The sequence below is a fragment of the Collinsella sp. BG-O-102 genome, from assembly GCF_023656745.1.
In the GTDB taxonomy this organism is placed as follows: Bacteria; Actinomycetota; Coriobacteriia; order Coriobacteriales; family Coriobacteriaceae; genus Collinsella.
This window is the reverse complement of record NZ_JAMOKO010000002.1, coordinates 171,724-195,238: the sequence shown is the minus strand read 5'-3', so window position 1 is coordinate 195,238 and position 23,515 is coordinate 171,724. Positions and strand designations below refer to the sequence as shown.

Genomic DNA, 23,515 nt, shown 5'->3' with positions numbered 1-23,515 from the left:
CCAGCGTCGGCTGCCGCCGAGTCTTACGTGACTGCTGTTTTCGGTATAAGGCACCGTTGAGCCTTCATATATGACACGCGCATTACATAACGGCGTGCTGCTTTGTCGGCAGTGCGCCGTTTTGCTATGATAGCCCGCGGCGTGTTACGAATCTGACAATGCGTAACACTGACAAGGTGATTCAAGCGGCGTTGCAATTCTGTGCGTCGATAACCGGGAGGCGTATATGCACATTCCAGATAACTACCTGTCCCCGCAGACCGATGCCGTTATGGCGGTGGCGATGGTGCCCGTTTGGGTCCATTGCATCAAAAAGGTACGCGCCACGCTCGATCGCGAGCACATGGCTTTCCTGGGCATCTGCGCTGCGTTCTCCTTCTTGCTCATGATGTTTAACGTGCCGCTGCCCGGCGGCACCACGGGTCACGCCGTCGGCGGTGCACTCATCGCGCTGCTGCTGGGCCCCGAGGCCGCGGCCATTGCGGTTTCGGTCGCACTGGCACTGCAGGCGCTGCTGTTTGGCGACGGCGGCATCCTGTCCTTTGGAGCCAACTGCTTTAACATGGCATTTGTGCTGCCGTTTGTGGCAGCCATCGTGTTCCGTGCGCTCAACGGCCGCCTGCACGACAAGAGCTGGGGCACTTCGGTTTCTGCCATCGTGAGCGGCTGGATCGGCTTGTGCGTGGCTGCCCTGTGCGCTGCCATCGAGTTCGGCATTCAGCCGATGCTCTTCACCAACGCCTCGGGTGCCCCGCTATACTGCCCCTTCCCGCTGTCCATTGCCATTCCGGCCATGATGATCCCGCATATGTTGGTAGCCGGCGTGGTCGAGGGCGTGGCGACTGCCGCGATCTACGGCTTTATCAAGAAGACGGCGCCGAGCGTTATCGTCGGCCCCGAAGCCGCCGATGGACAGCTTGCTGCCGAGGGCGCTGCTGCAAAGAAGACCTCGCTGGTCCCCACGCTCATCTTGGTTGCCGTGCTTGTCGTGGCCACGCCGCTGGGCCTGCTGGCCACGGGTGACGCCTGGGGTGAGTGGGACGCCGAGGGCGCCGCGACCGCCGTTCAGGAGGCTGGCGACGACAGCCTGCAGGCTTCGGTCGGTCTCGACACCCCGACCTTTGCCGACGCTCTGCCTACGGGTGATTACCTGCAGGCCTATTCCGAGGAGCAGGGTCTCGGCTTTGCCGGTCAGGCTGCCATGTATATCTTGTCCGGCGTGATTGGCGTGGCGGTGCTCACCATCGCATTCCGTCTGATCTCGCTGACGGTCAAGGAAAGCGGAGCCCATGGCGATGGTCGAGCTGCCTAGCTGGCTTGCGGCCGAGGAGCGATACGAGCCCACGGGCGCTCGTCATCGCGTGATGCAAAAGAACGTCCTGCACCTGGCGAGCCTGCTTGAGCGGGTTCGCCTGGGTGGAGGCGCGCACGAGGGCGGGTCGATGGTCGACCGCGCCCTTTCTTGCGTTTCGGCTCCGGTGCGCCTGGTGGGGATATTCGTTTGCGTCCTGTGCGTGTGCCTGACACAAAGCCCGCTGTACCTCATGTTGATGGCGGCCATTGCGCTGGTGCTCGTTGCCGTGCGTCCCATACGCGGGCTGCGCGCGACCTTTGTGCCGGCGCTTGGCGCCGCGGGGCTCGCAGTGGTTTTGGCGCTGCCTGCCCTGCTGCTGGGTGCTTCCGCTACGGGCGCCATGCTCAAGATTGCGCTCAAGACCTTCATTAATGTGTCGCTGGTGCTGGGCGCTTCGTGGACCCTCACGTGGAGCCGCATGTCGGCGGCGCTCAAGATGCTGCATCTACCCGACGAAGTTATCTTTACGTTTGATATGGCGCTCAAGCACATCGAGGTGCTGGGTCGTACGGCGCACGATCTGTGCGAATCGGTCATGCTGCGCAGCGTTGGCCGTGCGCCCGAGGGATTTTCGCGTACCGATTCGATCGCGGGTATCATGGGCATGACCTTTATCAAGGCGATGAAATGCAGCCGCGCGATGGACGAGGCTATGCTTTGCCGCGGCTTTGCCGGTGCGTATCCGGCTCCCGCGCGCGCCAGGTTTGGCTGGCGCGATGCGGCCTATGCGGCCGGCGTGGCGCTGCTGACAGTGTTGTGCGCCGTGCTGTAGGCGCTGCTGGTTCCGACTGGGGATGCAAATGGGGAAGGGCGACGTTTTGACGATCGATATGAATAGTGCGGCGGGCACGAACGGTGTGGGCGGCGCCGAGGTCGTTCCGCTCATCGAGCTGCGCGACGTGGTGTTCTCCTATGCGGGGCATACGGTTGTCGATGGCGTGTCGCTGCAGGTCGATCGTGGTGAACTCGTTGCCCTGCTCGGTCCCAACGGCTGCGGCAAGACGACGATTATGCGTCTTATTAACGGCCTTGAACTCGCGGACGCAGGGGCATACCTGTTTGACGGGCACGTGGTCAATGCGGCGTATCTGAAGGATTCTGCTGCTGCTCAGAAGTTCCACCAGCGCGTGGGCTTCGTGTTCCAAAACGCCGATGCCCAGCTGTTCTGCGCCACGGTGGACGAGGAAGTTGCTTTTGGTCCCGCGCAGATGGGGCTGCCGGCAGACGAGCTCGAGCGCCGCGTGCGCGATGCCATGGGGCTGTTCCAGGTTGCCGACCTTGCCGACGCCTCTCCCTATCAGCTCTCGGGCGGGCAAAAGAAGCGTGTGGCGCTGGCGGCAGTTGTATCGATGAACCCCGATATCCTAGTGCTCGATGAGCCCACCAATGGGCTCGACGAGGATTCATGCGACATCGTGGTCAACTTCTTGCTGGCCTACGTCGCGGCGGGTAAGACGGTCTTGATGAGCACGCATCACCAGGATTTGGTGCGACGCCTGGGTGCCCGTGCAATCTATATCGATCGATATCACCATGTGGTCGAGGCGCCTTCGCCGTCGTATGGAACCGAAAGCGGTACTACGGACTAGTTGCTGCGTAGAGCGTGCGTAGCCGCCCGCGCGGCTTTGCCGTGATGGTATAGTTATCCAGGTTTTTTATGGGGGTGGCTATGCCAAGTTGGAACATTCATATCGCTCAGACGGAGCGTTTGCTGGAGCGCACCGGTGCACTTGCCAATAGCGTGCGCGACCGCAATGCCTTTTTGTTTGGCTGCGTGGTTCCGGATATCTTCGTGGGCTATATGGTCCCTGGCATCGCCGATCCCATCCCGTACCGCATTACGCACTTTGCAAAGCCCGAGCCTATCCCTAAGCCTCGTGAGCATGAGTTCTGGGATACCTATGTGGCACCGTTGCTTAAAAGTTCGCCCACCGGTGCGCCAGCCGCGGCTACCTCGATTGTCGAGGAGCGCGAGCGACTGAATCGCGTGCATTATCCCCAACGTTACAAGGACGCCGAGCCGGTCGCCGGTCCCGGTGCTAGCGAGCTTTCGCTCGCGCCCGATGACGTGGCGCAGTCGCTGCTCGATCTGACGCTGGGCGTTTGGTCGCATCTGGTGGCCGATACCGTATGGAATACGCGTGTGAATCAGTACCTGGAGGCGCATGGCGGCAAGCCGTGCGAGGAATTCCGCATTAAAAAGCAAGGCGACTTTGACTGGTTTGGCAAGACACTCGGCATCGTTTCGATACCGCGCGCGACCGATCGCCTGTATACTGCGGCGACCCGTTTTGGTCAGTATCCCATCCATAAGGAGTATGTGCTCAAGACCATCGGCGTTATGCACGAGATTGTACGCGAAAACCCCGGCGAGTCCGATCATCCGCCGTATCGCCTGCTAACCGAGGAGTTTTTCGATACAACGTTTACCGAGGTCATCGAGCTAACCGAGGCGGGATTTGCGGCTCGCGTCGAATCGCCCGATATGCCTGCGCTTCCCCTGATTGCTAGCTGCTAGCTGGCCGGCTTGGCGGTGAATAGCTCAACCCAATTGACAAGTAGCTCTTGCCGCAGGGTGACTTCGGCGGCGCGCTCCTGTTTGGTCTTTGGGGTGTAGGAAAGTCCAGCCTTTTTATGGATGAGCTCGGCTATGTGGTCGAAGCTCTTCTTATCCTTAATCTGGCCAAAGGTAATTTGGATGACGTCGTAGCCCATGCTTGTGAGCGCGGTGGCGCGCTCGGCATCGGAGAGGCTCGCGGCTTCGCTGTCGTGGGCGGAGCGGCCTTGGCATTCAAGGATGACACCCATGCTGTCGGTGGCGCTTTCGATGAGGATATCGGCGTAGCAGCAGGTTTTGTCATACAGCGAGCGCGCGGCGTCGCTGAGTGGGATGCGCACGTTGTTTGCGATGTTGATGCCCATGCCGCCCTCGTCGCGGGGGAGCGAGATAAGCATGGAGGTCTGTACTTCGAAGGGCGAGGCGGTCTGTCCTGTCATGCGTTCGGCGGCCCAGCGGAGCTGCTTAACACCGCGCAGGCCTGCGGCCTGCTTGGCGAACGCGGCGATATCCGCTGCGGAAAGAAGCGGCGTGCGCTTCCACAGGTTGGTATCCTTGCCGTTGACGTCGATAACCCGCTCCCAGCCGCAGTTGGGTGGAATGAGCTTAAGCGAAATAGCTTCATCAAGTTGCCGTTGCGCTCGTTTGCAGGGTGTATGCACAGCAAACGAGCTGCACATCTCATAACACGCCATAAGCAGCTGGTTGCGTGAGACCTGCGTAGCAAGGTTGAGCAGTGTGAACTCGGGCGATGTGACATCAAACCCATGCTCGGTTTGCCTAAACGACCCGGGAGGCGGCTCTTGGGTCAGGAGGTGCGATTTAAACAGGCTTCGCGACCCGGATTGTGCCCGAGTGAATACAATCCTGTGAAGCGGTGCGTGAAGCAGGTCTTTTACAACTGCATGACTTCCGAGGCCGCAACATCTGCGATCCATATTGCCAAGGCTAATGGCAGGGTAAAGGCCTAATATCTGTGGCGGGATACGGTGATAGTAAAAAGCGGATTGACCGCATAGCGTCAGGTCCATGACGTCCTCCTGGTCGAAATATGCTTTTGGACCGTGCGATGCCAGTGTCAATTCGGAAGTATGCGGCAAAATCTAAACCTTGTGAGCAGACCTGGCTTTTGAGGCTAGTTTATCAGGCATTTTGTTGCGAAAAAACGGGGTGTGCTCGGAGGTATCAGAATTTGCCGCATACTTCCGAAAAGCAGGTCAATCCGGCTCTTGCTAAAACGATTTAGCAGCGTCGGTTAAGGTGTGGGTTTGCCACCGGGCGAACACTTTTAGCGCTTGGGACTTTATTCATTGGGTCTCGAAGGGTGGATTTCGCGCTTTTGGTAAAGAAATGGGCGCGTGTTTTGCCGTGCCCCGGCTTTAGCGCACAGAAAAAGGGCCCGGAAGGCGAAGCCTTCCGGGCCCTTTGCAATGCAAGTCTGCTTGCAAGTGCGATTTAGCGCACCTGAGCGACGTAAGCGACGTTGGTCGAGGAGACCTTGTCCTCGAGCTGGACGCTCATGCGGGGATCGCCGGCGGTAGCGACGGTCAGGTCGCCAGTCTCGACGTAGCCGAGCTCCTTAGCGGTCTCGATCGCCTTGACGATCGTGCCGTTGACGGTGCCCTGGGTGATCTCGGCCTGGTGCGGGATAACGCCCCAGTACATAATCATCTGCTGGACGGCCCACTCGTGGCGGGAGAACGCGCAGATCGGCATGTTGGGACGGAAGTGCGAGATCAGGCGAGCGGTACGACCGGTGGTCGTCGGCACGGTGATGCACTTGGCGCCAACGGTGGTAGCCATGTTCACAGCGGACATACCCACAACGTTGTTGACGACGCGGGTGCCGTGAGCGTCAGCCGGAACCTCGAGCGGAGCGTGAGCCGGGAGGTACTTCTCAGTCTCGAGAGCAATGCTGGCCTGCATCTTAACGGCCTCGACCGGGTACTTACCGGCAGCGGACTCGCCAGAGAGCATAACGGCGTCGGTGCCGTCGTAGATGGCGTTAGCAACGTCGGCAACCTCGGCGCGCGTCGGGCGCGGGTTCTGCTGCATGGAGTCGAGCATCTGCGTAGCGGTGATAACGGGCTTGTAGGCCGCGTTGCACTTGGCGATGATCTCCTTCTGGATGTGCGGAACGAGCTCGGGCTTGATCTCGATGCCCAGGTCGCCACGGGCGACCATGATGCCGTCGGAAGCCTCGAGAATCTCGTCGAAGTTCTCGACGCCCAGGGCGCACTCGATCTTCGGGAAGATCGTCACGTGCTCGCCGCCGTTCTCGCGGCAAAGCTCGCGGATGCCGCGGACGGACTCGCCGTCACGGATGAAGGAAGCGGCGATGTAGTCGATGTTCTCGGTCAGGCCAAAGAGGATGTCCTGACGATCGCGCTCGGTGATGGCGGGCAGCGAGATGTTGACGTTGGGCATGTTGACGCCCTTGCGCTCGCCGATCAGGCCGTCGTTCTTAACGACGCAGGTCATGTCCTGGCCGTCGACGGACTCGACCTCGAGGGCAACCAGACCGTCATCGATCAGGATAAGGGAGCCCTTCTCGACCTCGGAGGGCAGAGCCAGGTAGTCGAGGGAGATGTGCTCAGAGGTGCCGTGGAAATCTTCGGACGTGGGCTGAGCGGTGACGACGATCTTGTCGCCGGTCTTGACGGCAACCTTCTTGCCGTCGACCAAAAGGCCGGTGCGGACCTCGGGGCCCTTGGTGTCGAGCAGGATGCCGACGGGCATGCCGAGCTCCTTGGAAATACGACGGACGCGCTCGATGCGACCGTGGTGCTCGTCGTAGGATCCGTGCGAGAAGTTAAAACGGGCGACGTTCATGCCCGCCTTGATCATCTCGCGGATGGTCTCGTCGCTATCGCAGGCGGGACCCATGGTGCATACAATCTTGGTGCGCTTGTACATTCAGACCTCCATCTGACATCGTCTTGCGCTGATAGATAAACCATAAGAAATTAAACTGAGATGATTATAACGAAATGCCGACCGAATACCTCAAAAAATCGACCGTATGCCGAATTAGAAGTTCATTTTTTGCGGTAAAAACGGTATATGAAAAATCTTTACCAACCGTTCTGACCGCTGCTATCTGGGCGATATTTCAGTTTGATGATGCACCGAAGAAAAAACGTTTTATCAATGTTGAGCATCACACGGTCTGCATCGTTGCACTCGAGCCGTGTTTCCAATTGGAATGTTTTGGCTAGACGCGCCGCTTTGGGGTACCATAGCCCCACTATCAACTGCCGCTCAGCACGGCAGCCTTGATGAGCCCTTGCCCTTCTCCTGGGAATTATGATCGGGCATCAATCTGCTGAGTGGCCCGAATCCCAGGAGGGGACTCTATATGCAAAAGGAATACCTGTCCGCCGCGGCGGAGGTACTCAGCGACCAAGGTGTCGATGAGAACCTCGGCCTGAGCAACGACGAGGCGTCGTCGCGCCTCGCCAAGACAGGCCCTAACAAGCTCGAGGAAGCCGAGAAGACGCCGTTGTGGAAGCGCTTCTTTGAGCAGATGGCCGACCCCATGGTTATCATGCTGATCGTTGCCGCCGTCATCAGCGCGCTCACGGGCATGGTCAAGGGCGAGGCGGACTTTGCCGATGTCGCCATCATCATGTTCGTCGTTATCGTCAACTCGGTGCTGGGCGTGGTTCAGGAGGCTAAAAGCGAGGAGGCCCTCGAGGCCCTGCAGGAGATGAGCGCGGCGCAGTCCAAGGTGCTGCGCGACGGCAAGCTCGTGCACCTGCCGAGCGCCGAGCTCGTGCCCGGCGATGTGATCATGCTCGAGGCGGGCGACTCCGTCCCGGCCGACTGCCGTGTGCTCGAGAGCGCCACGATGAAGATCGAGGAGGCCGCCCTTACCGGCGAGTCCGTGCCCGTCGAGAAGCATGCCAACGTCATTGAGCTCGCCGCCGGCATCGACGACGTGCCGCTCGGCGACCGCAAGAACATGTGCTACATGGGTTCCACCGTGGTATACGGCCGCGGTCGCGCCGTCGTGGTCGGCACCGGTATGAACACCGAGATGGGCAAGATCGCCGGCGCCCTGGCCGAGGCCAAGGAAGAGCTCACGCCGCTGCAGGTGAAGCTCGCCGAGCTCAGCCGCATCCTTACCATCATGGTTATCGTCATCTGCGTCGTCATCTTTGGCGTCGACATCATCCGTCACGGCGTGGGCAACGTCCTCACCGACCCGACAGCCTTGCTCGATACCTTTATGGTCGCCGTCTCGCTCGCCGTCGCTGCCATCCCCGAGGGCCTGGTCGCCGTCGTGACCATCGTGCTGTCGCTTGGCGTGACCAAGATGGCCAAGCGCCAGGCAATCATCCGCAAGCTTTCCGCCGTCGAGACCCTTGGCTGCACACAGACCATCTGCTCCGACAAGACCGGTACCCTCACCCAGAACAAGATGACCGTCGTCAAGCACGAGCTCGCTGCGCCTAAGGAGAAGTTCCTGGCCGGCATGGCTCTGTGCTCCGACGCCCAGTGGGACGAGGAACTGGGCGAGGCTGTGGGTGAGCCGACCGAGTGTGCGCTCGTCAACGATGCCGGCAAGGCGGGGCTCACTGGCCTGACTGCCGAGCATCCGCGCGTGGGCGAGGCCCCGTTTGACTCGGGCCGCAAGATGATGTCCGTGGTCGTCGAGACCCTGGACGGCGAGTACGAGCAGTACACCAAGGGCGCGCCCGACGTGGTGATCGGCCTGTGTACCCATATCTACGAGGGCGACAAGGTTGTCCCCCTGACCGAGGAGCGTCGCGCCGAGCTCGTGGCCGCCAACAAGGCCATGGCCGACGAGGCCCTGCGCGTGCTGGCGCTGGCGAGCCGCACCTACACCGAGGTCCCGGCCGACTGCAGCCCCGCCGCGCTCGAGCATGACCTGGTCTTCTGCGGCCTGTCCGGCATGATTGACCCGGTCCGCCCCGAGGTCGCCGACGCCATCCGCGAGGCGCACGACGCCGGTATCCGCACCGTCATGATTACGGGCGACCACATCGACACCGCCGTGGCCATCGCCAAGCAGCTGGGCATCGTCACCGATCGCAGCCATGCCATCACCGGTGCCGACCTCGATCGCATGAGCGACGAGGAGCTCGACGCGCACATCGAGGACTACGGCGTGTACGCCCGCGTCCAGCCCGAGCACAAGACCCGCATCGTCGAGGCATGGAAGTCACGCGACCAGATCGTGGCCATGACGGGCGACGGCGTCAACGACGCCCCGTCCATCAAACGCGCCGACATCGGCGTGGGCATGGGCATCACCGGTACCGACGTCACCAAGAACGTCGCCGACATGGTACTTGCCGACGACAACTTCGCCACCATCATCGGTGCCTGCGAAGAGGGGCGCCGCATCTACGACAACATCCGCAAGGTCATCCAGTTCCTGCTTTCGGCCAACCTTGCCGAGGTGTTCTCGGTGTTTATCGCCACGCTCATCGGCTTTACCATCTTTCAGCCGGTGCAGCTGCTGTGGGTGAACCTGGTCACCGACTGCTTCCCCGCGCTCGCGCTGGGCATGGAGGATGCCGAGGGCGACATCATGAAGCGCAAGCCGCGCAACGCCAAGGACGGCGTCTTTGCCGGACATATGGGTCTGGACTGCGTGGTCCAGGGCCTGATCATCACCGTGCTGGTGCTGGCGAGCTTCTTTGTGGGCGTGTACTTTGACATGGGCTACATCCACATCGCCGATATGATCGCCGGCAATGCCGACGAGGAAGGCGTGATGATGGCGTTCATCACGCTCAACATGGTCGAGATTTTCCACTGCTTCAATATGCGCAGCCGTCGTGCGTCGCTGTTCACCATGAAGAAGCAGAACAAGTGGCTGTGGGCTTCCGCCGCGCTGGCACTGGTGCTGACGGTGATCGTGACCGTGCAGCCGACGCTTGCCGAGATGTTCTTCGGCCCTGTGACGCTTGAGCTCAAGGGCGTTCTTGCCGCGCTGGGTCTGGCCTTCCTGATCATCCCGCTTATGGAGATCTACAAGGCGATCATGCGCGCGGTCGAGAAGGAGTAACGTACCTGTCCGGGCCCGACCGCCTGCGGGGTTTCCACGGGCACGTCCTCGCCGCTTTGCGGCTGCGGGATGTGCCCTTAGGAAACCCCTCCCGGCGGGCGGGCCCTGCGGTATCCTTGCTGGCTTTTCTCCCGTGCGGATGAAAAGGGCTGAGGGAAAGTTTGTGAGCTGGTCGGGCTTTGCCCGGCCAGCTCTTTTTGATTTAAAATACCTGCTCAGTTGTGATTTATGGTGCTGGGAGGCGCTTGTGGGCAAGGCTAAGGCTAAAGCGAAGAAAAAGACGACGGGGGCGCGGGCTAAGCGCGATCGTCGTCGGAAGCTTGCGACCGAGGCCCCCGCATCAGCCGAGGAGCTGCTGGCAAACGTGCCGGGACTCGACGCGCTGCAGGATGTTCCGGCGTTCGATGACCTGCCGGTCGATGAAGCTCAGCAGGCGGCATTTGACGACTTTTGCGCACATGCCGAGGAGCCCGAGCAGATGCAGCTTGGCGCCGTGGTGCGCTTGGATCGCGGGTTTCCGCTGGTGGCGACTGCCGATGACGCCTTCCGCGCCGAGCATGCCGTGGGGTTTGCCAAGTCGCGCGGCGAGGACGAGGTCCTGCTGCCTGCCGTGGGCGACCGTGTGGCGGTGCGCCGCGCTCCCGGGCACGATATGGGCGTGATTGAGTGCGTGCTGCCACGCCGTACGAGCTTTGAGCGTTGGCGCGGCCGTGCCCGTGGAGAGCGCCAGGTGCTCTGCTCCAACGTGGATAGCGTGCTAATCGTGCAGGCGCTCGGTGCCGGTGAGGTGCTGCTCGACCGCGTGGCGCGCTCGCTGGTGTTGGCGCTCGACTGCGATGCCGAGCCGGTGGTGGTGCTCACCAAAGCTGATCGCTGCGATGCCGAGGAGCTCGAGCGCGATCTGGACCGCGTGCGCCGCCTGGTGGGTCCGGACGTGCGCGTGATCGTGACGTCCTCTGCCGAGGGGCGCGGCCTGGACGAGGTTCGTTCCTGCGTGCCTGCCGGGAGCTGCGCCATGATTCTGGGCGAGTCGGGTGCCGGCAAGTCGACGCTGCTCAATGCGCTGCTGGGCCACGATACGTTGGCGACTGGCGGTGTGCGCGAACGCGACGACCAGGGCCGTCACACTACCGTCGCGCGCGTGATGGTGGCACTGCCGGGCGACGCCGGCGTGATCGCCGATGCCCCGGGCCTGCGCAGCTTACCGCTCGTGGGTCACGAGCGGGGTCTGGCGCGCGCCTTCCCCGAGATTGTCGAGGCATCGCGCGCGTGCCGGTTTGGCGATTGCACGCATACCCATGAGCCGGGTTGTGCCGTTCGCGAGGCCGAGGACGCCGGGCAGATCGACAGCCTGCGTTTGGAAACGTTCCAAAACCTGGCGTCATCCATGCGCGTGAGTGCTCAAATGCTCGATCCCGATGTCCACCTGTAATTGATTTTTCCTATGACAGCCGTCTTCCAACTGTTCGGGAGACGGCTTTTTTGCTGCGAAAAAGCCTCGAAACATGCAGTTTGCTGACGTGCTGACCAAAACCTTGCCACGAGCTTGACGGGCTGGTTAGTTTTTGGTCAGCGATTGGTTTGACATCGAATACCGAGATCGCGATTGCGCCGCTTTGCACTCTGACCACCCAGACAATGGTGGTACGGGCATTCGCCCGGCACTGCCATGAGAGGAGCGGCCGTGAACAAGAGCAAGCGCATCGCCATCAGTCTGGTCGCGGGCGTGCTCGCTGCGCTGCTCTGCATGGTTTACGGCTCGTCGATTCGCTCGCAAGCCGAACAGGTCCAGGCTGAGACCTTGGCCAAGTACGGTGGCGATCGCGCCGAGGTATGCGTCGCGGCGCGCGATATCGATGTGGGCGAGACCCTCGATGAGACCAATGTCATAACCCAGGAATGGCTGACGAGTCTGCTGCCGCGTGACGCGGCGACCGAGCTGCGCCAGGTGCGCGGCGACGTGACGACTTCGCGTATTCCCAAAAACGCCGTGATCTGCAATGTCTACACCAAGGCCGAGAGCCACAAGCTCGAGGTGCCTAAGGGCAAGGTCGCCGTTTCGGTGGCGGTCGATGCCGAGCACTCGGTCGGCGGTGCTACGGGCGTGGGCAGCTACGTGGATGTGTATGTGCAAAAAGACGGCGTAACCGATCGACTGTGCGGCGCGTACGTGATCGATACCAGTGAGGATTCCGGTGCCACGCGCGAGGGCAAGATCGAATGGGTGACGCTGGCGGCTGACCCCGAAGACGTCAAGGAACTGCTGGGAGCCTCGGGCAAGGGAACGGTCAGCTTGACGATTCCCGCCACGGCGCGCGGCAAAAAGAGCGGAGGCGACGAGTGATGAAGGCGATCTGGCTTGCGTGCTGCGCGTGCGGCGATTACGGGCTGTTGCAGCGGGAAGTCGAGGGCCGTGATACGGGTGCACAGGTGCTTCGCGTGGGTGACCTGGACGGGCTGGTTTCCATGGCGCGGGCGTTTCCGTCGCGCCGCGGAGCTGCCATCATCGCGGCGTCTCTGTTTGATACCGAAGATGTGCGCAAGACTGTTGCGCGCCTGACGGCCGAAGGCCGCGTGAGTCGCGTGGTCGTGTTGATAGAAGCACTCGATCCGTCGGATATCGAGGGGCTGTTTCGCGCAGGGGCGACCGAGGTCATCGCTGCGCACAGTATATGCGGCAACGGGCGAGCGGGCGAGGGAGCGGTTGATTCCGATCGGCGCATGACGATTGAGCCCGATGCTTTTGTTGATAGGGAACCCGGGGCGCCTCGCGCTACAAGAGGCCCGCGTGTTGATGATTATGGAAAAGCGGAAGCCGAGCATGGTCGGCGCCCCCGGAACCCCCTTGTATACGATGACGCTGGAGGACCGGCGCAGCATGCTGGCGACTCCCCGGCTGTAGATATGGGATACGTGCGCGGCGTGAATCTGGCGGATGAACTCGACGAAGTTGAGGGCTTTGCCGGGTGCGGCGAGTTGTCGCTGATGCAGCATGAGCAGATTGCGCAGAACGAGCCTGCCTCGCAGACCGAACAAGCCGCCATGCCGGCTTGGACGCAGCGTGTAGTTGCGGCGGGGGAGACGGGGACGCTGTCACCGACGCCCGCCCCGCCGCCTCCGATGCCGCCGGCAGACGCTGCCGCTTCGCCGCATCGAGCTCCGGTCATCTGCGCCATTTCGGGTTCGGGCGGTTGCGGCAAGTCGACGATCGTTGCCACCATGGCACACACATCGTCGCTGTTGGGCTTGCGTGCCGCCGTGCTCGACCTGGACCTGATGTTTGGAAACCTTTACGACTTGTTAGGCGTCGATGCTCCGCACGATATGGCGGCACTTATCGAGCCGTCGGCGGCGGGCACGCTCACCGAGCCGGATATCGTGGCCGCATCGATGCGCGTCGCCCCGGGCGTTACGCTCTGGGGTCCCGTCGCGGCGCCCGAGCAAGCTGAGCTCATGGCACGTCCGGTGGAGCTGCTGCTCGATGTCCTGCGTCGCGAATCCGACGTGGTCTTTATCGATACCTCGGTCTTTTGGGGCGATGCCGTGGCGGCTGCGGTGGCGGCGAGCGACCGTTGCCTGGTCGTTGGCGATGCGGCGGTGTCGTCCGCGACATCGGCGTCGCGCGTCATTGAACTGGCAAGTCGAGTAGGTGTGCCGCGCACGCGCATGAGCGCCGTGTTCAACCGGTTCGGTGCGCGCGGGGCAGACGAGGACGTCGCCATGCGCTTTGAGATTGCCTGTGCGTTGAGCTCCAAGATTCATATCGCCGATGGCGGGCAGGATCTCGCCGCGCTCATGGCGTTTGGACGCGCTGACGAGGCAGTGGGGCAGACCAGCGCTTTTGCGACCAGCGTGCGCGAGGCTACGCGCGAGATGCTCGTGGAACTGGGGTGCGCCGTCGGCCCTTGGAGCGATATGGTCGCCGACCGTGCAACGCGTACCGAGCGCCCGCGTATCCGCCTTCCCTGGTCGCGCGAGGGTGATCAGCGATGAGTCTGCAAACGAGGATTAAGGCTGCCGGCGCTGCAGCGGCGGCAGCGCCTGTAGATGCGGGGCGTCGCCGCGCGGTGAAACGACGCACCAAGCGCGCCGTGATGGACCGCATGGGTTACGACGAAGTGGCGCGTATCAGCGCCTATATCGACCCGGCACTTGCCCGCTCGGAATTGCGTCCCGCGGTGGAGGCGGCGCTCAATGTTGAGGAACCGACCGATCTCGCGACGCCCGAGCGCGAGACCATCATCGACGAGATTTTGGATGACGTGGTGGGCTTGGGGCCGTTGCAGCCGCTCATCGAGGACGACACCGTTACCGAGATCATGATCAACGGCTGCCGCTCGGCTTTCTTTGAACGTGGTGGCGTCTTGTACCCCATCGAGCATGCGTTTGAGGATGATGAGCAGATCCGTGTGCTTATCGACCGCATCATCTCGCCACTTGGCCGCCGTATCGACGAACGCAGCCCCATCGTCAACGCCCGCCTCAAAACGGGCTATCGCGTCAACGCGGTGATTCCGCCTGTGGCGATTGACGGACCGATTCTCACCATCCGAAAGTTCTCGGACCGCATCTGCTCACTGGACGAGCTTGTGGGGCTGGGGTCGCTGCCGCTTTGGTATGCGCAGCTGCTGTCGTGCGCGGTGTCGCTGCGACAGGACCTGGCGGTTGCGGGAGGCACGGGATCTGGTAAGACCACCCTGCTCAACGCGTTGTCATGCGAGATTTCCACCGGCGAGCGCATCGTGACGATCGAGGACTCTGCCGAGCTCAAGTTTGCGCATCATCCGCACGTGGTGCGCCTAGAGGCGCGCGAGGCTTCAATTGAGGGTGAGGGTGCGGTGACGATTCGCGACCTAGTAACTAATGCCCTGCGCATGCGCCCCGACCGCATCGTGGTGGGCGAGGTGCGTGGTGCCGAGTGCTGCGACATGTTGCAGGCCATGAACACGGGCCACGACGGGTCGCTCACCACACTTCATGCGGGTTCAGAACAGGAGACCGTGGTGCGTCTGACATTGCTTGCACGTTATGGCATCGATCTGCCGAGCGAGCTCATCGAGGAGCAGATTGCCATGGCGCTCGACGGCATCGTGATGTCCGAGCGCCACGCCGATGGCAGGCGTTTCGTCTCCTCGTATTCGGGGGTGCGTCGCGCCGCGTCGGGCGGCGTAGAGCTCGAGCGCTATGTGACTTTCGATGCCGCCGAGCGCACCTGGACGCTTGACCGCGAGCCGCCGTTTATCGCAGAAGGCCTGCGGTCGGGGACGCTCACACAAGAGGAGGTGGACGAATGGAGGTCGCTGTGCCCCTCGTCGTAGGGGGTTTGGCAGGGTTTTCTGTTGCGACGGCGTGCGGGGCGGAACCTCGTGTGCCGCAGGTGCCGCCGGCGGAGCTGGCGCGTCAGGCGCTCGAGACGGTGGCAGAGAGGCTGCCGCGTGAGCTGGTGGAAAACGATCTGCTGAAAAAGATCGCCCGTTCGTGGACATCGCTGGCTCCGGCGCATCGCCTTGGCCTCGTGATCGAAGATGCTTCGGGGCGTTTGGCGTTTCTACTGCTATCGAGCGGTGTCTGCTGCGTTTTACTAACGATGGTGTCGTTATCGCCCCTCGGGTTTGCCTTGGGACTTGTTGCTCCGATTGCCGCTGGCGCCGCTCGGGATGGCTTTGAGAGCCGGCGCGAGCAACACGATGCAGAAGAGGCAATGCCCGAGGCGTTTACCGCACTTTCCATGTCGCTTGCCTCGGGACATTCGCTGGCCCAGGGCATGCGCTTTGTGGGCGCTCATGCGCAAGAACCGGTGCATACCGAGTTTTTGCGGGCGGCGGCGGCGATCGATTGCGGTATCTCGGCGACCGACGCGCTCGATGACTTGCTCGTGCGCATCGACGCTCCCGGCCTTTCGCTTGTGACCTTGGCGCTTAAGGTGTCTCAGCGCACCGGTGCTCCGCTTGCCGACTTACTGTCCGAGGCGTCGAGCATGGTGGGGGAGCGCATTGAGCTCAAGCGCCGCCTGGATGTCAAGACGTCGCAGGCTCGCATGTCTGCGCATATGGTCGCGGCGATGCCGGCGGGCATGTGCGCGGTGTTGGCGCTGCTTTCGGCAGATTTTCGTCGCGGTCTTGCGACGCCTGCCGGCGTGGGCGCTGTGGTGCTGGGTCTTGCCCTCAATGCCGTTGCCCTGGTGGTTATCCGACGCATTATGCGGGTGGAGCTATGAGCGCCCCGGTTGCAGTTGCGGCTTGCCTGTGCGCCCTGAGTGTATTTGTCGCGACGGGTTTGGATCGGGCGGATGCACGCAAGATCGCAGGGGCCTGCAAGCGCGAGGCGGTGCTGGTCGCTGCCGCGGGTCGCTCAGTGGTCGATGCCCTGACCGCGCGAGTGAAGGGCGCGGTTGGAGTGGGCGGCCCGGCGCGAGTGTCGCTCGGCGAAGTGTCCGAGATGATCGATGTTGTGCGCTTGGGTCTTTCGGCCGGTCTTTCGTTTGATGCGGCGCTTGAGATTTTCTGCGCCAACCGCCGGTCAGTGCTGGCTCTTCGCCTTGAGCGGGCCTGCATGGCGTGGCAGGTGGGCGTGGGCACGCGTGAGGACGAGTTGTTGGCCGCCGCGCGCGACCTGGACGTGCGAGCGCTCGAGACCTTTGCCATCACGGTGGGGCAGGCGCTCGCCCTGGGTGCCCCACTTGCCGAGACGCTGGCCGCTCAAAGTCGCGAGATCCGTGCGGCTCATCGCGCTGCGGTCGAGCGCGAGATCGAGCGTGCGCCCGTCAAGCTGCTGATTCCCACCGGCACGCTCATCTTGCCGGCGTTGCTTCTGTCCATATTGGGCCCGCTGCTGGGAGCAGGCGGGATGATGTAGGGAGGAATACATGAACACGATGACTGACGCTGCTGGCAAGGTCTGGAGCTGGGCTGTTTGCCAGTCAATTCGCGCTCGCCAGCATGCCGGGGAGCTACTGCAGGAGGAGAGTGCGCAGGGCACCACCGAATACGCCATCTTGGTCGGCGTGCTCGTGGTGATCGCCATCATTGCCATTGTCGCATTTAAGGGCAAGGTCCAAGATCTATGGAACGCTATCAGCGAGGGCATCAACAGCCTGTAGAGGGTAGGCGGCCTGTCGGCGCACTGCTGGTGTTTGCCTGTGTGGTTGTGGCGGTGGCAGTGGCGGTTTGGGGGCTAAACGCCGCGCGGCAGCAGCGTCCTGGGGCCGCCTTCGATTCGGGCTCAGATTCGGCGGTGGCGTCTCAAAAAGATGAGATGCGAGATGCGGACGATTCGGATGTCGCTGTCACGGCGCAAACCTTTCTGCGGATGCTCGACAAGCGGTCTGGCACTGCGACGGATTCGCCTGAGGACAACGCGATTGCGGTCCGGCTTGCATGGTCCGAGGACCGACCGATGACCGAGGCAGCGGCGGATATGTTACGCGCCTACCGCGAGGTGCCAACGTCCCAGCTCGCCCTGAGCGGCTATCTCGATATTAAGGGCAACGTATGGGGCGCCATCGTGCGCGATGGGCGCGGCTGGGTCGATATGGTGACGGTTGCCGCGGACACCGGCGATGCTTCGTGTCGTCTGCGCGCCGTGCGTCTGGTCCCGCAAACAATAAGCTCAAAGGAGGGATCGTGAAATGCATAGCGTTCTGCGTGAAGAGGTTGCCCAAGCGACTGTGGAATACGCCATCGTTACAGTGGCGCTGTTATCGATCGTGCTGGCGATCGCGGGGCTTTGGCGTGCTGGCACCGATGGGCGCTTGGCGGCGCTGGTTGAGCGGGCGGCATCCCATGGCGTTGCCTCGACGTCGTTTATCGACGCCGCTGCGGGCGCTAAGGACATCGCGTTGTATTGATATCGCGCGCGAGGACCGGGCGCAGTCTACGGTCGAGGCCGCTTTTTTGCTGCCGACGTTTCTGACGCTCATCCTTCTCGCACTGCAACCGGTGTGTCTGCTCTATACGCGCGCGGTCATGGAGTCTGCCGCCGCCGAGACCGCGCGGCTCATGACCACGACGACGGCGGAGGACGACGATCTTAAGGAGTTCACCCGCCGCCGACTTGCCGCAGTGCCCAACGTTTCGATCTTTCATGCCGGCGGGCCGTTGTCGTGGGATATCGAGCTTGGCCGGGTCGGTGCGGGTGGCGCCTCGTCCGTGTCCGTTTCCGGCGAGGTCAAGCCGTTGCCTGTGATCGGTGCGTTTGTGCAGGCTATGGGTGGCACCGCCGAGGGCGGCTACGTTGAGCTCAAGGTCGATGTCTCGTATCAATCGCGTCCCGAATGGCTGGAGGGAGATTATGATTCGTGGATTGCTGCATGGGATTAAGCGTTTCTGGTCTAGACGCGTTTTGACGCACCGTCCGAGCTGCCATCGCAAGCGAGGCGGCTTTATGGGTCGAGCCGGTGTCGATCTGTTTATCGAAGACGGCGCCTATACCACGCTTTCTTCTGCCGTGGTCATCCTAGTGGTGCTCACATTGTTGTTTTCGTCGACCGCGGCGATATGGAGCATGTCGCGTGCCGGGGACGCCCAGGTGGCGGCCGATAGCGGCGCGCTGGCGGGTGCCAACGTAGTGTCGTCCTATCACACGGCTGCCACGGTGGTTGATGCGAGCATCTTGAGTCTGGGGCTGGCGGGGTTTGCCACGATCGGGACGGGCCTGGTCGCCATCCTCATCCCGGGTGCCGAACCGGTTGCCGGCAATATGGTCGACACCGGGATTGAGATCATTAAAACGCGCAACAAGTTTGCCAAAAGCGCATCGGAAGGCTTACAGAAAATCGAGACGGCTCTGCCGTATCTGATCGCCGCGCGTGCCACGCAGGCGGTGTCGGCGCAGGATACCGATAGTGTGACCTATACCGGTACGGCGCTTGCCGTGCCCAGGACATCCGAGTCTGATTTTGTTGCGCTCGAGGGTTCCGAGATCTCGACCGATACCATTAAAGACACATCAGATGATTTAGAGTGTGCGGCCGAGGAGCTGCGGAAGGCTTCTGAGGACACGGCGAAGGCTAAAGAGCGTGCTTGGCTGGCGGATTGTGGTGGGTCTGACAAGGGCTCGGTCGGCAGCTGTTCTTGCATGTGGGAGCGTGCGAAAAGCCTAACGGATCTCTCCGGTGTTCAAAATCCGCATTACTCATCGAGCGTTACGTGGGAGCCCCAAGTTGCCCTTGATCGCGCGAAGGACTACTACCATTGGCGTCTGACAAATGAGAAGCCCCACGGCTCGAGTGTCGAGATGAAGGCAGAGTCTGCGGCGCGTAAGGCGTTTTATACCTATGCGAGCGCGGAGGTCGATCGGGCACATATAACCGAGAACGGAGACAGGGTTTCCTCCTATATTCCGCTGCTGCCGCGCAACTCTGATGAGGTTCGGGCGACGGAACTCTATACCGATGCGGTGTGGCCGACGAGCGTGAACGATGACAAGGCGTATCTGCATTACGGGACGACCTGCCCTAACTATAAGAAAGGGACGCCGAGCGGATTTGCTTCGGTTGCCGATTACGATGGACAGGATAAATGCAGCAAATGCCATTTTGGCGTTTTGTCGCTTGGTGCTGTTGCGGCGCCTTCAACCTCTATCGAAAACGGCTTCGAATATCACTTCGACGAGTTCAAAAAGGCCTTGGAGGAATACGTCAAATGTCGGAACAAAGAGCTTGAGCTCATGCGTCAGACCGAGGACGAGGCCGACCGTGCAGGCAATGCGTTTGACCAGGCCATTAAAGCGCTTTCGGGCGAGCGTCCGCGTATCGCTCCGCCCGGTCGCAACGGCGTGGTTGCCTTTGCGGTTTCGGGTACCATCTCGAGCCCCGATGAGCTCAACTCTTCGTTTAACACGGCAGTCAGGCTTGGCGGTCGCGGTGCCATCTCTGCCGCGGTGCTGGCGCCCGATGAGGCGACGGCGCAAAACAACGTGCTTTCGCGATTTTTCTCGACATTGAAGGAACGCTCGGGTGGCGTTGCCGGCGTACTCGATGGCGTCATGGATGTTTGGGGACGGCTGCTTGTGGGATACGGTGATATCCAAGGTTCGGCCGACGAACTAATGGGCGAGATGATTAAAGGCCTAGGAGGGGGCAGCGGCGCGTTGGGCTCCATTGCGTCGTGGCTTGGCGATACCGTTTCGGCGTCCGTGGCGGCGTTGGGTCTGGAACCGTGCGACTTGCGCCTGCGAAAGCCGGTGCTGACCGATTCCGCCAACGTCATTAAGAGTCCGGGGTCTGACATTGCTGGTCTCTCTCAAGCTCAAGACAAGCTGCGAAGTATTCCGTTGGGCGTGACCGATCCCAAGGCGCTTTGCGAGGCGTTGGAATATCAAGTCGAACGCACCATTAGCGGTACGGTGTTCACGCTTGCGGAGATTCCTCTGCCCGGCGGCGGCTCCATCCCGCTCACCGTCGATGTCGCCACGCTGGTTGGCGCTCTGGGCGGCGGGTCGTAATGAGTATCCGCATGCGTCTGCGCGAGGAGCACGCCCAAGCGACGGTGGAGATGGCAGTGGTTACGCCCGTTTTGCTGGCGCTGGCACTCATCGTGTACAACGTCATGATCTTTGCCAGCGCTGTCGCGCGCTTCGACCGCGTGGTGCCCGACATCGTGCTAGCGCATGCCGTGGCGTCGGAGGGGGAGGGCGACGAAAGCTCTGCCGATGCCTCGGCGACGGTTCAGACTCAAATTCTGAATGCCATGGAAGGCTATGACTTACAGATCGAAGTGTCGAGCGAGCAAGGCGCGAAGGCATCGGATGGTGGCCTGCTCTCCCTATCCGGTACGTTTAGGACCTACACCTGCACCATGCACTATGAGCCGTGGCCGACTTCTCTCAGCATCGCTGGCGTTCCGCTGGGGGCGCCGACAACGTTGTCGCACGAGCGTGCGGTGACGGTCGATCCATGGCGTCCGGGGGTGGTCATGTGACCGCGGTCTCGTCCTACATCGTCTACGCGCGGGCACTCAATAGGCTGGGTTGGACGCCGGCCGAGTTTGTGGTGGCGGAGTCGTTTGTCGTGCGCCTGCGCGGCATGCTGGGACGGCGTCCGGTTGCCGCCAACGGCCTGCCGCTCGTCATGGCGTTTCCACGCTGCTCTTCGGTCCATACGTGTTTTATGGCCTATCCCATCGACATCGCCTTCATCGATGCACGCGGCAATATCCTCGCGCGCTACGAAAACGTATGTCCCTGGTGTATGTGCTCCTGCCCCGGCGCCTGGGCGGTATTGGAACGCCCTTCAATCCTCGCTACACCTCCCGCCCTCCAACAAGTGCCGGCGTAAGAGATTGGCGACAGCGGACTTTCGTCATACGAAATTGGGTAAGATGGAGGAGAAGGTGCATGGATGTTGAGATCCATCCGAACGCCAAAAAACACTTGACGGAAAAGCAGGTACTAGGTGCCTGGTTCGCGGTTACTGAGTGCATTCGCCGCGAGTCGGAGGACGAGCCGCCGAGATGGCTTGCCATTGGATGGCTTCCAGATGGTCGAAGTGTGGAACTTGTTGCGGTCGAGCTTGTCCGTGGGTGGCTTATCATTCATGCCTTGTCTCCAGTCCAGAAGAAATTCTGGCAAGAGATCGAGCGAGCTCGGCAGAGGGGTCGATGATGGGCAAGACGTATACGGCCGCTAATGGTCAGGTTGTAACGGATGAAATGATTGACGCGTGGTGCGAGTCGTACGAGCGCGGAGAGTTTCCGGATGGCGAACACACCGTTGGTGGGATCGTGCGTGGACGGCCCCCGCTCTCAGGTGAGGGGACGGCAACGCTGTCGGTCAAGATTCCTCTGGGAATGAAGGAGGCCATTCGTCGACGGGCGGCTGCCGAGGGGATGACGCCAAGTGAGTTTGCCCGTGCGGCTCTGAGCGAAAAACTTCTTGCTGCCGGCTGATGCCTCTGACGTGCCGATTTATAGAACCGAGGCTGTGCTCAAAAACTTTTTTAAAATTCTCGGTTGACCGGAACGCGTCCTTGGTTATACTAATCAAGCCTTGAAACAAGGCACACCTCAAATGGCTGGGTAGCTCAGTTGGTAGAGCAGAGGACTGAAAATCCTCGTGTCAGGGGTTCGATTCCCTTCCCCGCCACCTTGAATTGACTAGGACCTCTGCAAAGGGGTCCTTTTCTTTTATTGAGGGCTCTGCGGAAATTGCGTCCCGGAATTTGGCTTCAGAGTGGGATGCGTTTTCCGCTTTGAGGCCGCTTGGGAAAGCGCGACCCGGAATCCGGCGTCAGAATGGGATGTGCTTTCCTTTTGCGGTCTTTGGCGGAAACTGCGTCCCAGATCCCGCGCTCAGAACGGGATGCGCTTTTCGGCCGCCTACTTCCGGCGCATATGTACATCTCGGCGCGCCATCTCGGGCCCGCCCAGATATTCCTCCCGCTTTTGCGCCACTTTACAGACCGTTCGGTCGTCTGTCCGCACGCGCGGGTATACTCAAAACGATACTTTTCCTGTGCAATACGATGCAGGCTCAGCCTGCACGATCCGAAGGGGGCAGTGATGGAGAGGATACTCGGCGTTAATCTCTCTGGCTGGTTTATTCCCGAGCCTTGGGTGACCCCGTCGCTGTACGCGGCGACCGGTGCATCCAACGCGGCCGAGCTACAGGAGGCCATGGGTACCGCCGCCTATAACGAGCGCATGCGCCGCCATTACGAGACGTTTGTGAGCGAGGGCGATTTTCGTCGCATGGCGCAGATCGGTCTCAATGCCGTGCGTCTGCCGGTGCCTTGGTATGCCTTTGGCTCACAGGAGTCCGATGCCTCCTACATATCGGTTGTCGATTACATCGACCGCGCGATTGAGTGGGCTGCCAAGTACGACATCCGCGTGCTGCTCGATCTGGCAACTGTGCCCGGTGGCCAGGGCGATTCCAACGATTCGCCCACCACGCCGGAGGCTGTTGCCGAGTGGCATTCGTCCACTAACGGCCGCCATGTCGCACTCGACGTGCTCGAGCGCTTGGCCGATCGCTATGGCGAGGCCGAGAGCCTGCTGGGCATTGAGCTGCTGGACACGCCGCAGATGAGCGTTCGCAAGAGCCTCTTCACCATGACGGATGGCATTCCCGCTCACTACCTGCGCAATTTCTATCGCGATGCCTACGAGCTCGTCCGTTCGTATATGCCCGAGGATAAGATCGTCGTCTTCTCGTCGTCGGGGCATCCCAGCGAGTGGAAGCATTTTATGCGCGGCGCCAAGTACAAGAACGTCTACATGGACCTTCACCTGTACCATTACCGCGACGAGTATGCGCTCGACATCACGAGCCCCCGCGGGCTGACGACGGCGATTTCGCGTAACAAGCGCGAGCTTAAAGAGGCGATTTCGACTGGGTTCCCCGTGCTGGTGGGCGAATGGTCGGGCGCGGCGATCTTTGCTAACTCGTCGGTTACGCCCGAGGGCCGCAATGCCTACGAGCGCGTGTTTATCGCCAACCAGCTGGCTTCGTTTGCGCCGGCTGCCGGTTGGTTCTTCCAAACGTGGAAGACCGAGAAGCGCATTGCAGCATGGGACGCCCGCGCGGCGCTCGGTACGCTCGAGCGCGGCATGATTGAATAGGTTGA

Annotated in this window: 23 protein-coding genes and 1 tRNA gene; 22 read left to right on the top strand and 2 right to left on the bottom strand. The window is 61.5% G+C overall.

The genetic code is table 11. The features are described from left to right. Nucleotides 1-226 precede the first annotated feature (226 nt). From cbiM to NBH09_RS01995, 4 genes are all read left to right on the top strand, one after another. On the top strand, nt 227-1,312 hold the full coding sequence (gene cbiM, locus NBH09_RS02010; protein ID WP_250786904.1) for a cobalt transporter CbiM: 1,086 nt from the start codon (nt 227-229) through the stop codon (nt 1,310-1,312). Next, nucleotides 1,290-2,126, top strand: a complete 837-nt coding sequence (locus NBH09_RS02005) for an energy-coupling factor transporter transmembrane component T family protein (RefSeq protein WP_006235106.1) — start codon at nt 1,290-1,292, stop codon at nt 2,124-2,126. Before cbiM ends, NBH09_RS02005 begins: the two co-directional genes overlap by 23 nt. Before the next feature lie 28 nt (nt 2,127-2,154). Continuing rightward, entirely contained in the window at nt 2,155-2,943 is a 789-nt protein-coding gene (locus NBH09_RS02000) for an energy-coupling factor ABC transporter ATP-binding protein (RefSeq protein ID WP_250786903.1), read from the top strand. 80 nt (nt 2,944-3,023) lie between these two features. Next, nucleotides 3,024-3,872, top strand: a complete 849-nt coding sequence (locus tag NBH09_RS01995) for a hypothetical protein (RefSeq protein WP_052044001.1) — start codon at nt 3,024-3,026, stop codon at nt 3,870-3,872. Here NBH09_RS01995 and NBH09_RS01990 read toward each other — a convergent pair. Both NBH09_RS01990 and pyk read right to left on the bottom strand, forming a co-directional pair. After that, entirely contained in the window at nt 3,869-4,606 is a 738-nt protein-coding gene (locus NBH09_RS01990) for a hypothetical protein (protein ID WP_250786902.1), read from the bottom strand. The two genes, NBH09_RS01995 and NBH09_RS01990, sit on opposite strands and share 4 nt — an antisense overlap. A 760-nt stretch (nt 4,607-5,366) precedes the next feature. Further along, on the bottom strand, nt 5,367-6,827 hold the full coding sequence (gene pyk / locus NBH09_RS01985; protein WP_138113958.1) for a pyruvate kinase: 1,461 nt from the start codon (nt 6,825-6,827) through the stop codon (nt 5,367-5,369). Between the two features lie 442 nt (nt 6,828-7,269). Here pyk and NBH09_RS01980 point away from each other — a divergent pair, with 442 nt between their 5' ends. The 18 genes from NBH09_RS01980 (at nt 7,270) to NBH09_RS01895 (ending at nt 23,510) form a co-directional block, all read left to right on the top strand. Beyond that, on the top strand, nt 7,270-9,951 hold the full coding sequence (locus tag NBH09_RS01980) for a cation-translocating P-type ATPase (RefSeq protein WP_138113960.1): 2,682 nt from the start codon (nt 7,270-7,272) through the stop codon (nt 9,949-9,951). 478 nt (nt 9,952-10,429) lie between these two features. After that, the gene (rsgA, locus tag NBH09_RS01975) at nt 10,430-11,383 is read left to right on the top strand and encodes a ribosome small subunit-dependent GTPase A (protein WP_502799833.1); all 954 of its coding nucleotides are present in this window, start codon (nt 10,430-10,432) and stop codon (nt 11,381-11,383) included. A 252-nt stretch (nt 11,384-11,635) separates the two neighbouring features. Further along, nucleotides 11,636-12,295 (top strand): Flp pilus assembly protein CpaB, encoded by a 660-nt coding sequence (gene cpaB / locus NBH09_RS01970; RefSeq protein WP_249360913.1) that lies wholly within the window; start codon nt 11,636-11,638, stop codon nt 12,293-12,295. Beyond that, nucleotides 12,295-13,944, top strand: coding sequence for a nucleotide-binding protein (locus NBH09_RS01965; RefSeq protein ID WP_138374412.1), 1,650 nt, complete (start codon nt 12,295-12,297; stop codon nt 13,942-13,944). Before cpaB ends, NBH09_RS01965 begins: the two co-directional genes overlap by 1 nt. Next, on the top strand, nt 13,941-15,269 hold the full coding sequence (locus tag NBH09_RS01960) for a TadA family conjugal transfer-associated ATPase (RefSeq protein WP_006235095.1): 1,329 nt from the start codon (nt 13,941-13,943) through the stop codon (nt 15,267-15,269). Before NBH09_RS01965 ends, NBH09_RS01960 begins: the two co-directional genes overlap by 4 nt. After that, complete coding sequence (locus NBH09_RS01955) at nt 15,242-16,168, top strand: type II secretion system F family protein (protein ID WP_250786901.1); 927 nt, start codon at nt 15,242-15,244, stop codon at nt 16,166-16,168. Before NBH09_RS01960 ends, NBH09_RS01955 begins: the two co-directional genes overlap by 28 nt. Then, on the top strand, nt 16,165-16,806 hold the full coding sequence (locus NBH09_RS01950) for a type II secretion system F family protein (RefSeq protein ID WP_138374414.1): 642 nt from the start codon (nt 16,165-16,167) through the stop codon (nt 16,804-16,806). Before NBH09_RS01955 ends, NBH09_RS01950 begins: the two co-directional genes overlap by 4 nt. A gap of 10 nt (nt 16,807-16,816) precedes the next feature. Continuing rightward, the gene (locus NBH09_RS01945; RefSeq protein ID WP_117746902.1) at nt 16,817-17,050 is read left to right on the top strand and encodes a hypothetical protein; all 234 of its coding nucleotides are present in this window, start codon (nt 16,817-16,819) and stop codon (nt 17,048-17,050) included. A gap of 296 nt (nt 17,051-17,346) precedes the next feature. Further along, nucleotides 17,347-17,577 (top strand): hypothetical protein, encoded by a 231-nt coding sequence (locus NBH09_RS01940; protein WP_250786900.1) that lies wholly within the window; start codon nt 17,347-17,349, stop codon nt 17,575-17,577. Nucleotide 17,578: 1 nt separating this feature from the next. Then, nucleotides 17,579-17,797, top strand: a complete 219-nt coding sequence (locus NBH09_RS01935) for a hypothetical protein (RefSeq protein WP_250786899.1) — start codon at nt 17,579-17,581, stop codon at nt 17,795-17,797. Beyond that, on the top strand, nt 17,733-18,269 hold the full coding sequence (locus NBH09_RS01930; protein WP_284703069.1) for a TadE/TadG family type IV pilus assembly protein: 537 nt from the start codon (nt 17,733-17,735) through the stop codon (nt 18,267-18,269). Before NBH09_RS01935 ends, NBH09_RS01930 begins: the two co-directional genes overlap by 65 nt. Nucleotides 18,270-18,333: 64 nt before the next feature. After that, nucleotides 18,334-20,394, top strand: coding sequence for a hypothetical protein (locus NBH09_RS01925; protein WP_250786897.1), 2,061 nt, complete (start codon nt 18,334-18,336; stop codon nt 20,392-20,394). Next, nucleotides 20,394-20,870, top strand: a complete 477-nt coding sequence (locus tag NBH09_RS01920; RefSeq protein ID WP_250786896.1) for a hypothetical protein — start codon at nt 20,394-20,396, stop codon at nt 20,868-20,870. The genes NBH09_RS01925 and NBH09_RS01920 overlap by 1 nt, the downstream gene beginning before the upstream one ends. Next, nucleotides 20,867-21,226: a DUF192 domain-containing protein gene (locus tag NBH09_RS01915; RefSeq protein ID WP_250786895.1), complete on the top strand. Its 360-nt coding sequence runs from the start codon at nt 20,867-20,869 to the stop codon at nt 21,224-21,226. The genes NBH09_RS01920 and NBH09_RS01915 overlap by 4 nt, the downstream gene beginning before the upstream one ends. Before the next feature lie 59 nt (nt 21,227-21,285). Further along, entirely contained in the window at nt 21,286-21,552 is a 267-nt protein-coding gene (locus tag NBH09_RS01910; RefSeq protein WP_250786894.1) for a hypothetical protein, read from the top strand. Further along, the gene (locus NBH09_RS01905) at nt 21,552-21,836 is read left to right on the top strand and encodes a ribbon-helix-helix domain-containing protein (RefSeq protein WP_099432624.1); all 285 of its coding nucleotides are present in this window, start codon (nt 21,552-21,554) and stop codon (nt 21,834-21,836) included. Before NBH09_RS01910 ends, NBH09_RS01905 begins: the two co-directional genes overlap by 1 nt. A 123-nt stretch (nt 21,837-21,959) precedes the next feature. After that, a tRNA-Phe gene (locus tag NBH09_RS01900) sits at nt 21,960-22,032 on the top strand. A gap of 416 nt (nt 22,033-22,448) precedes the next feature. Continuing rightward, the gene (locus NBH09_RS01895; protein WP_118206061.1) at nt 22,449-23,510 is read left to right on the top strand and encodes a glycoside hydrolase family 5 protein; all 1,062 of its coding nucleotides are present in this window, start codon (nt 22,449-22,451) and stop codon (nt 23,508-23,510) included. The last annotated feature ends 5 nt before the right edge of the window (nt 23,511-23,515 follow it).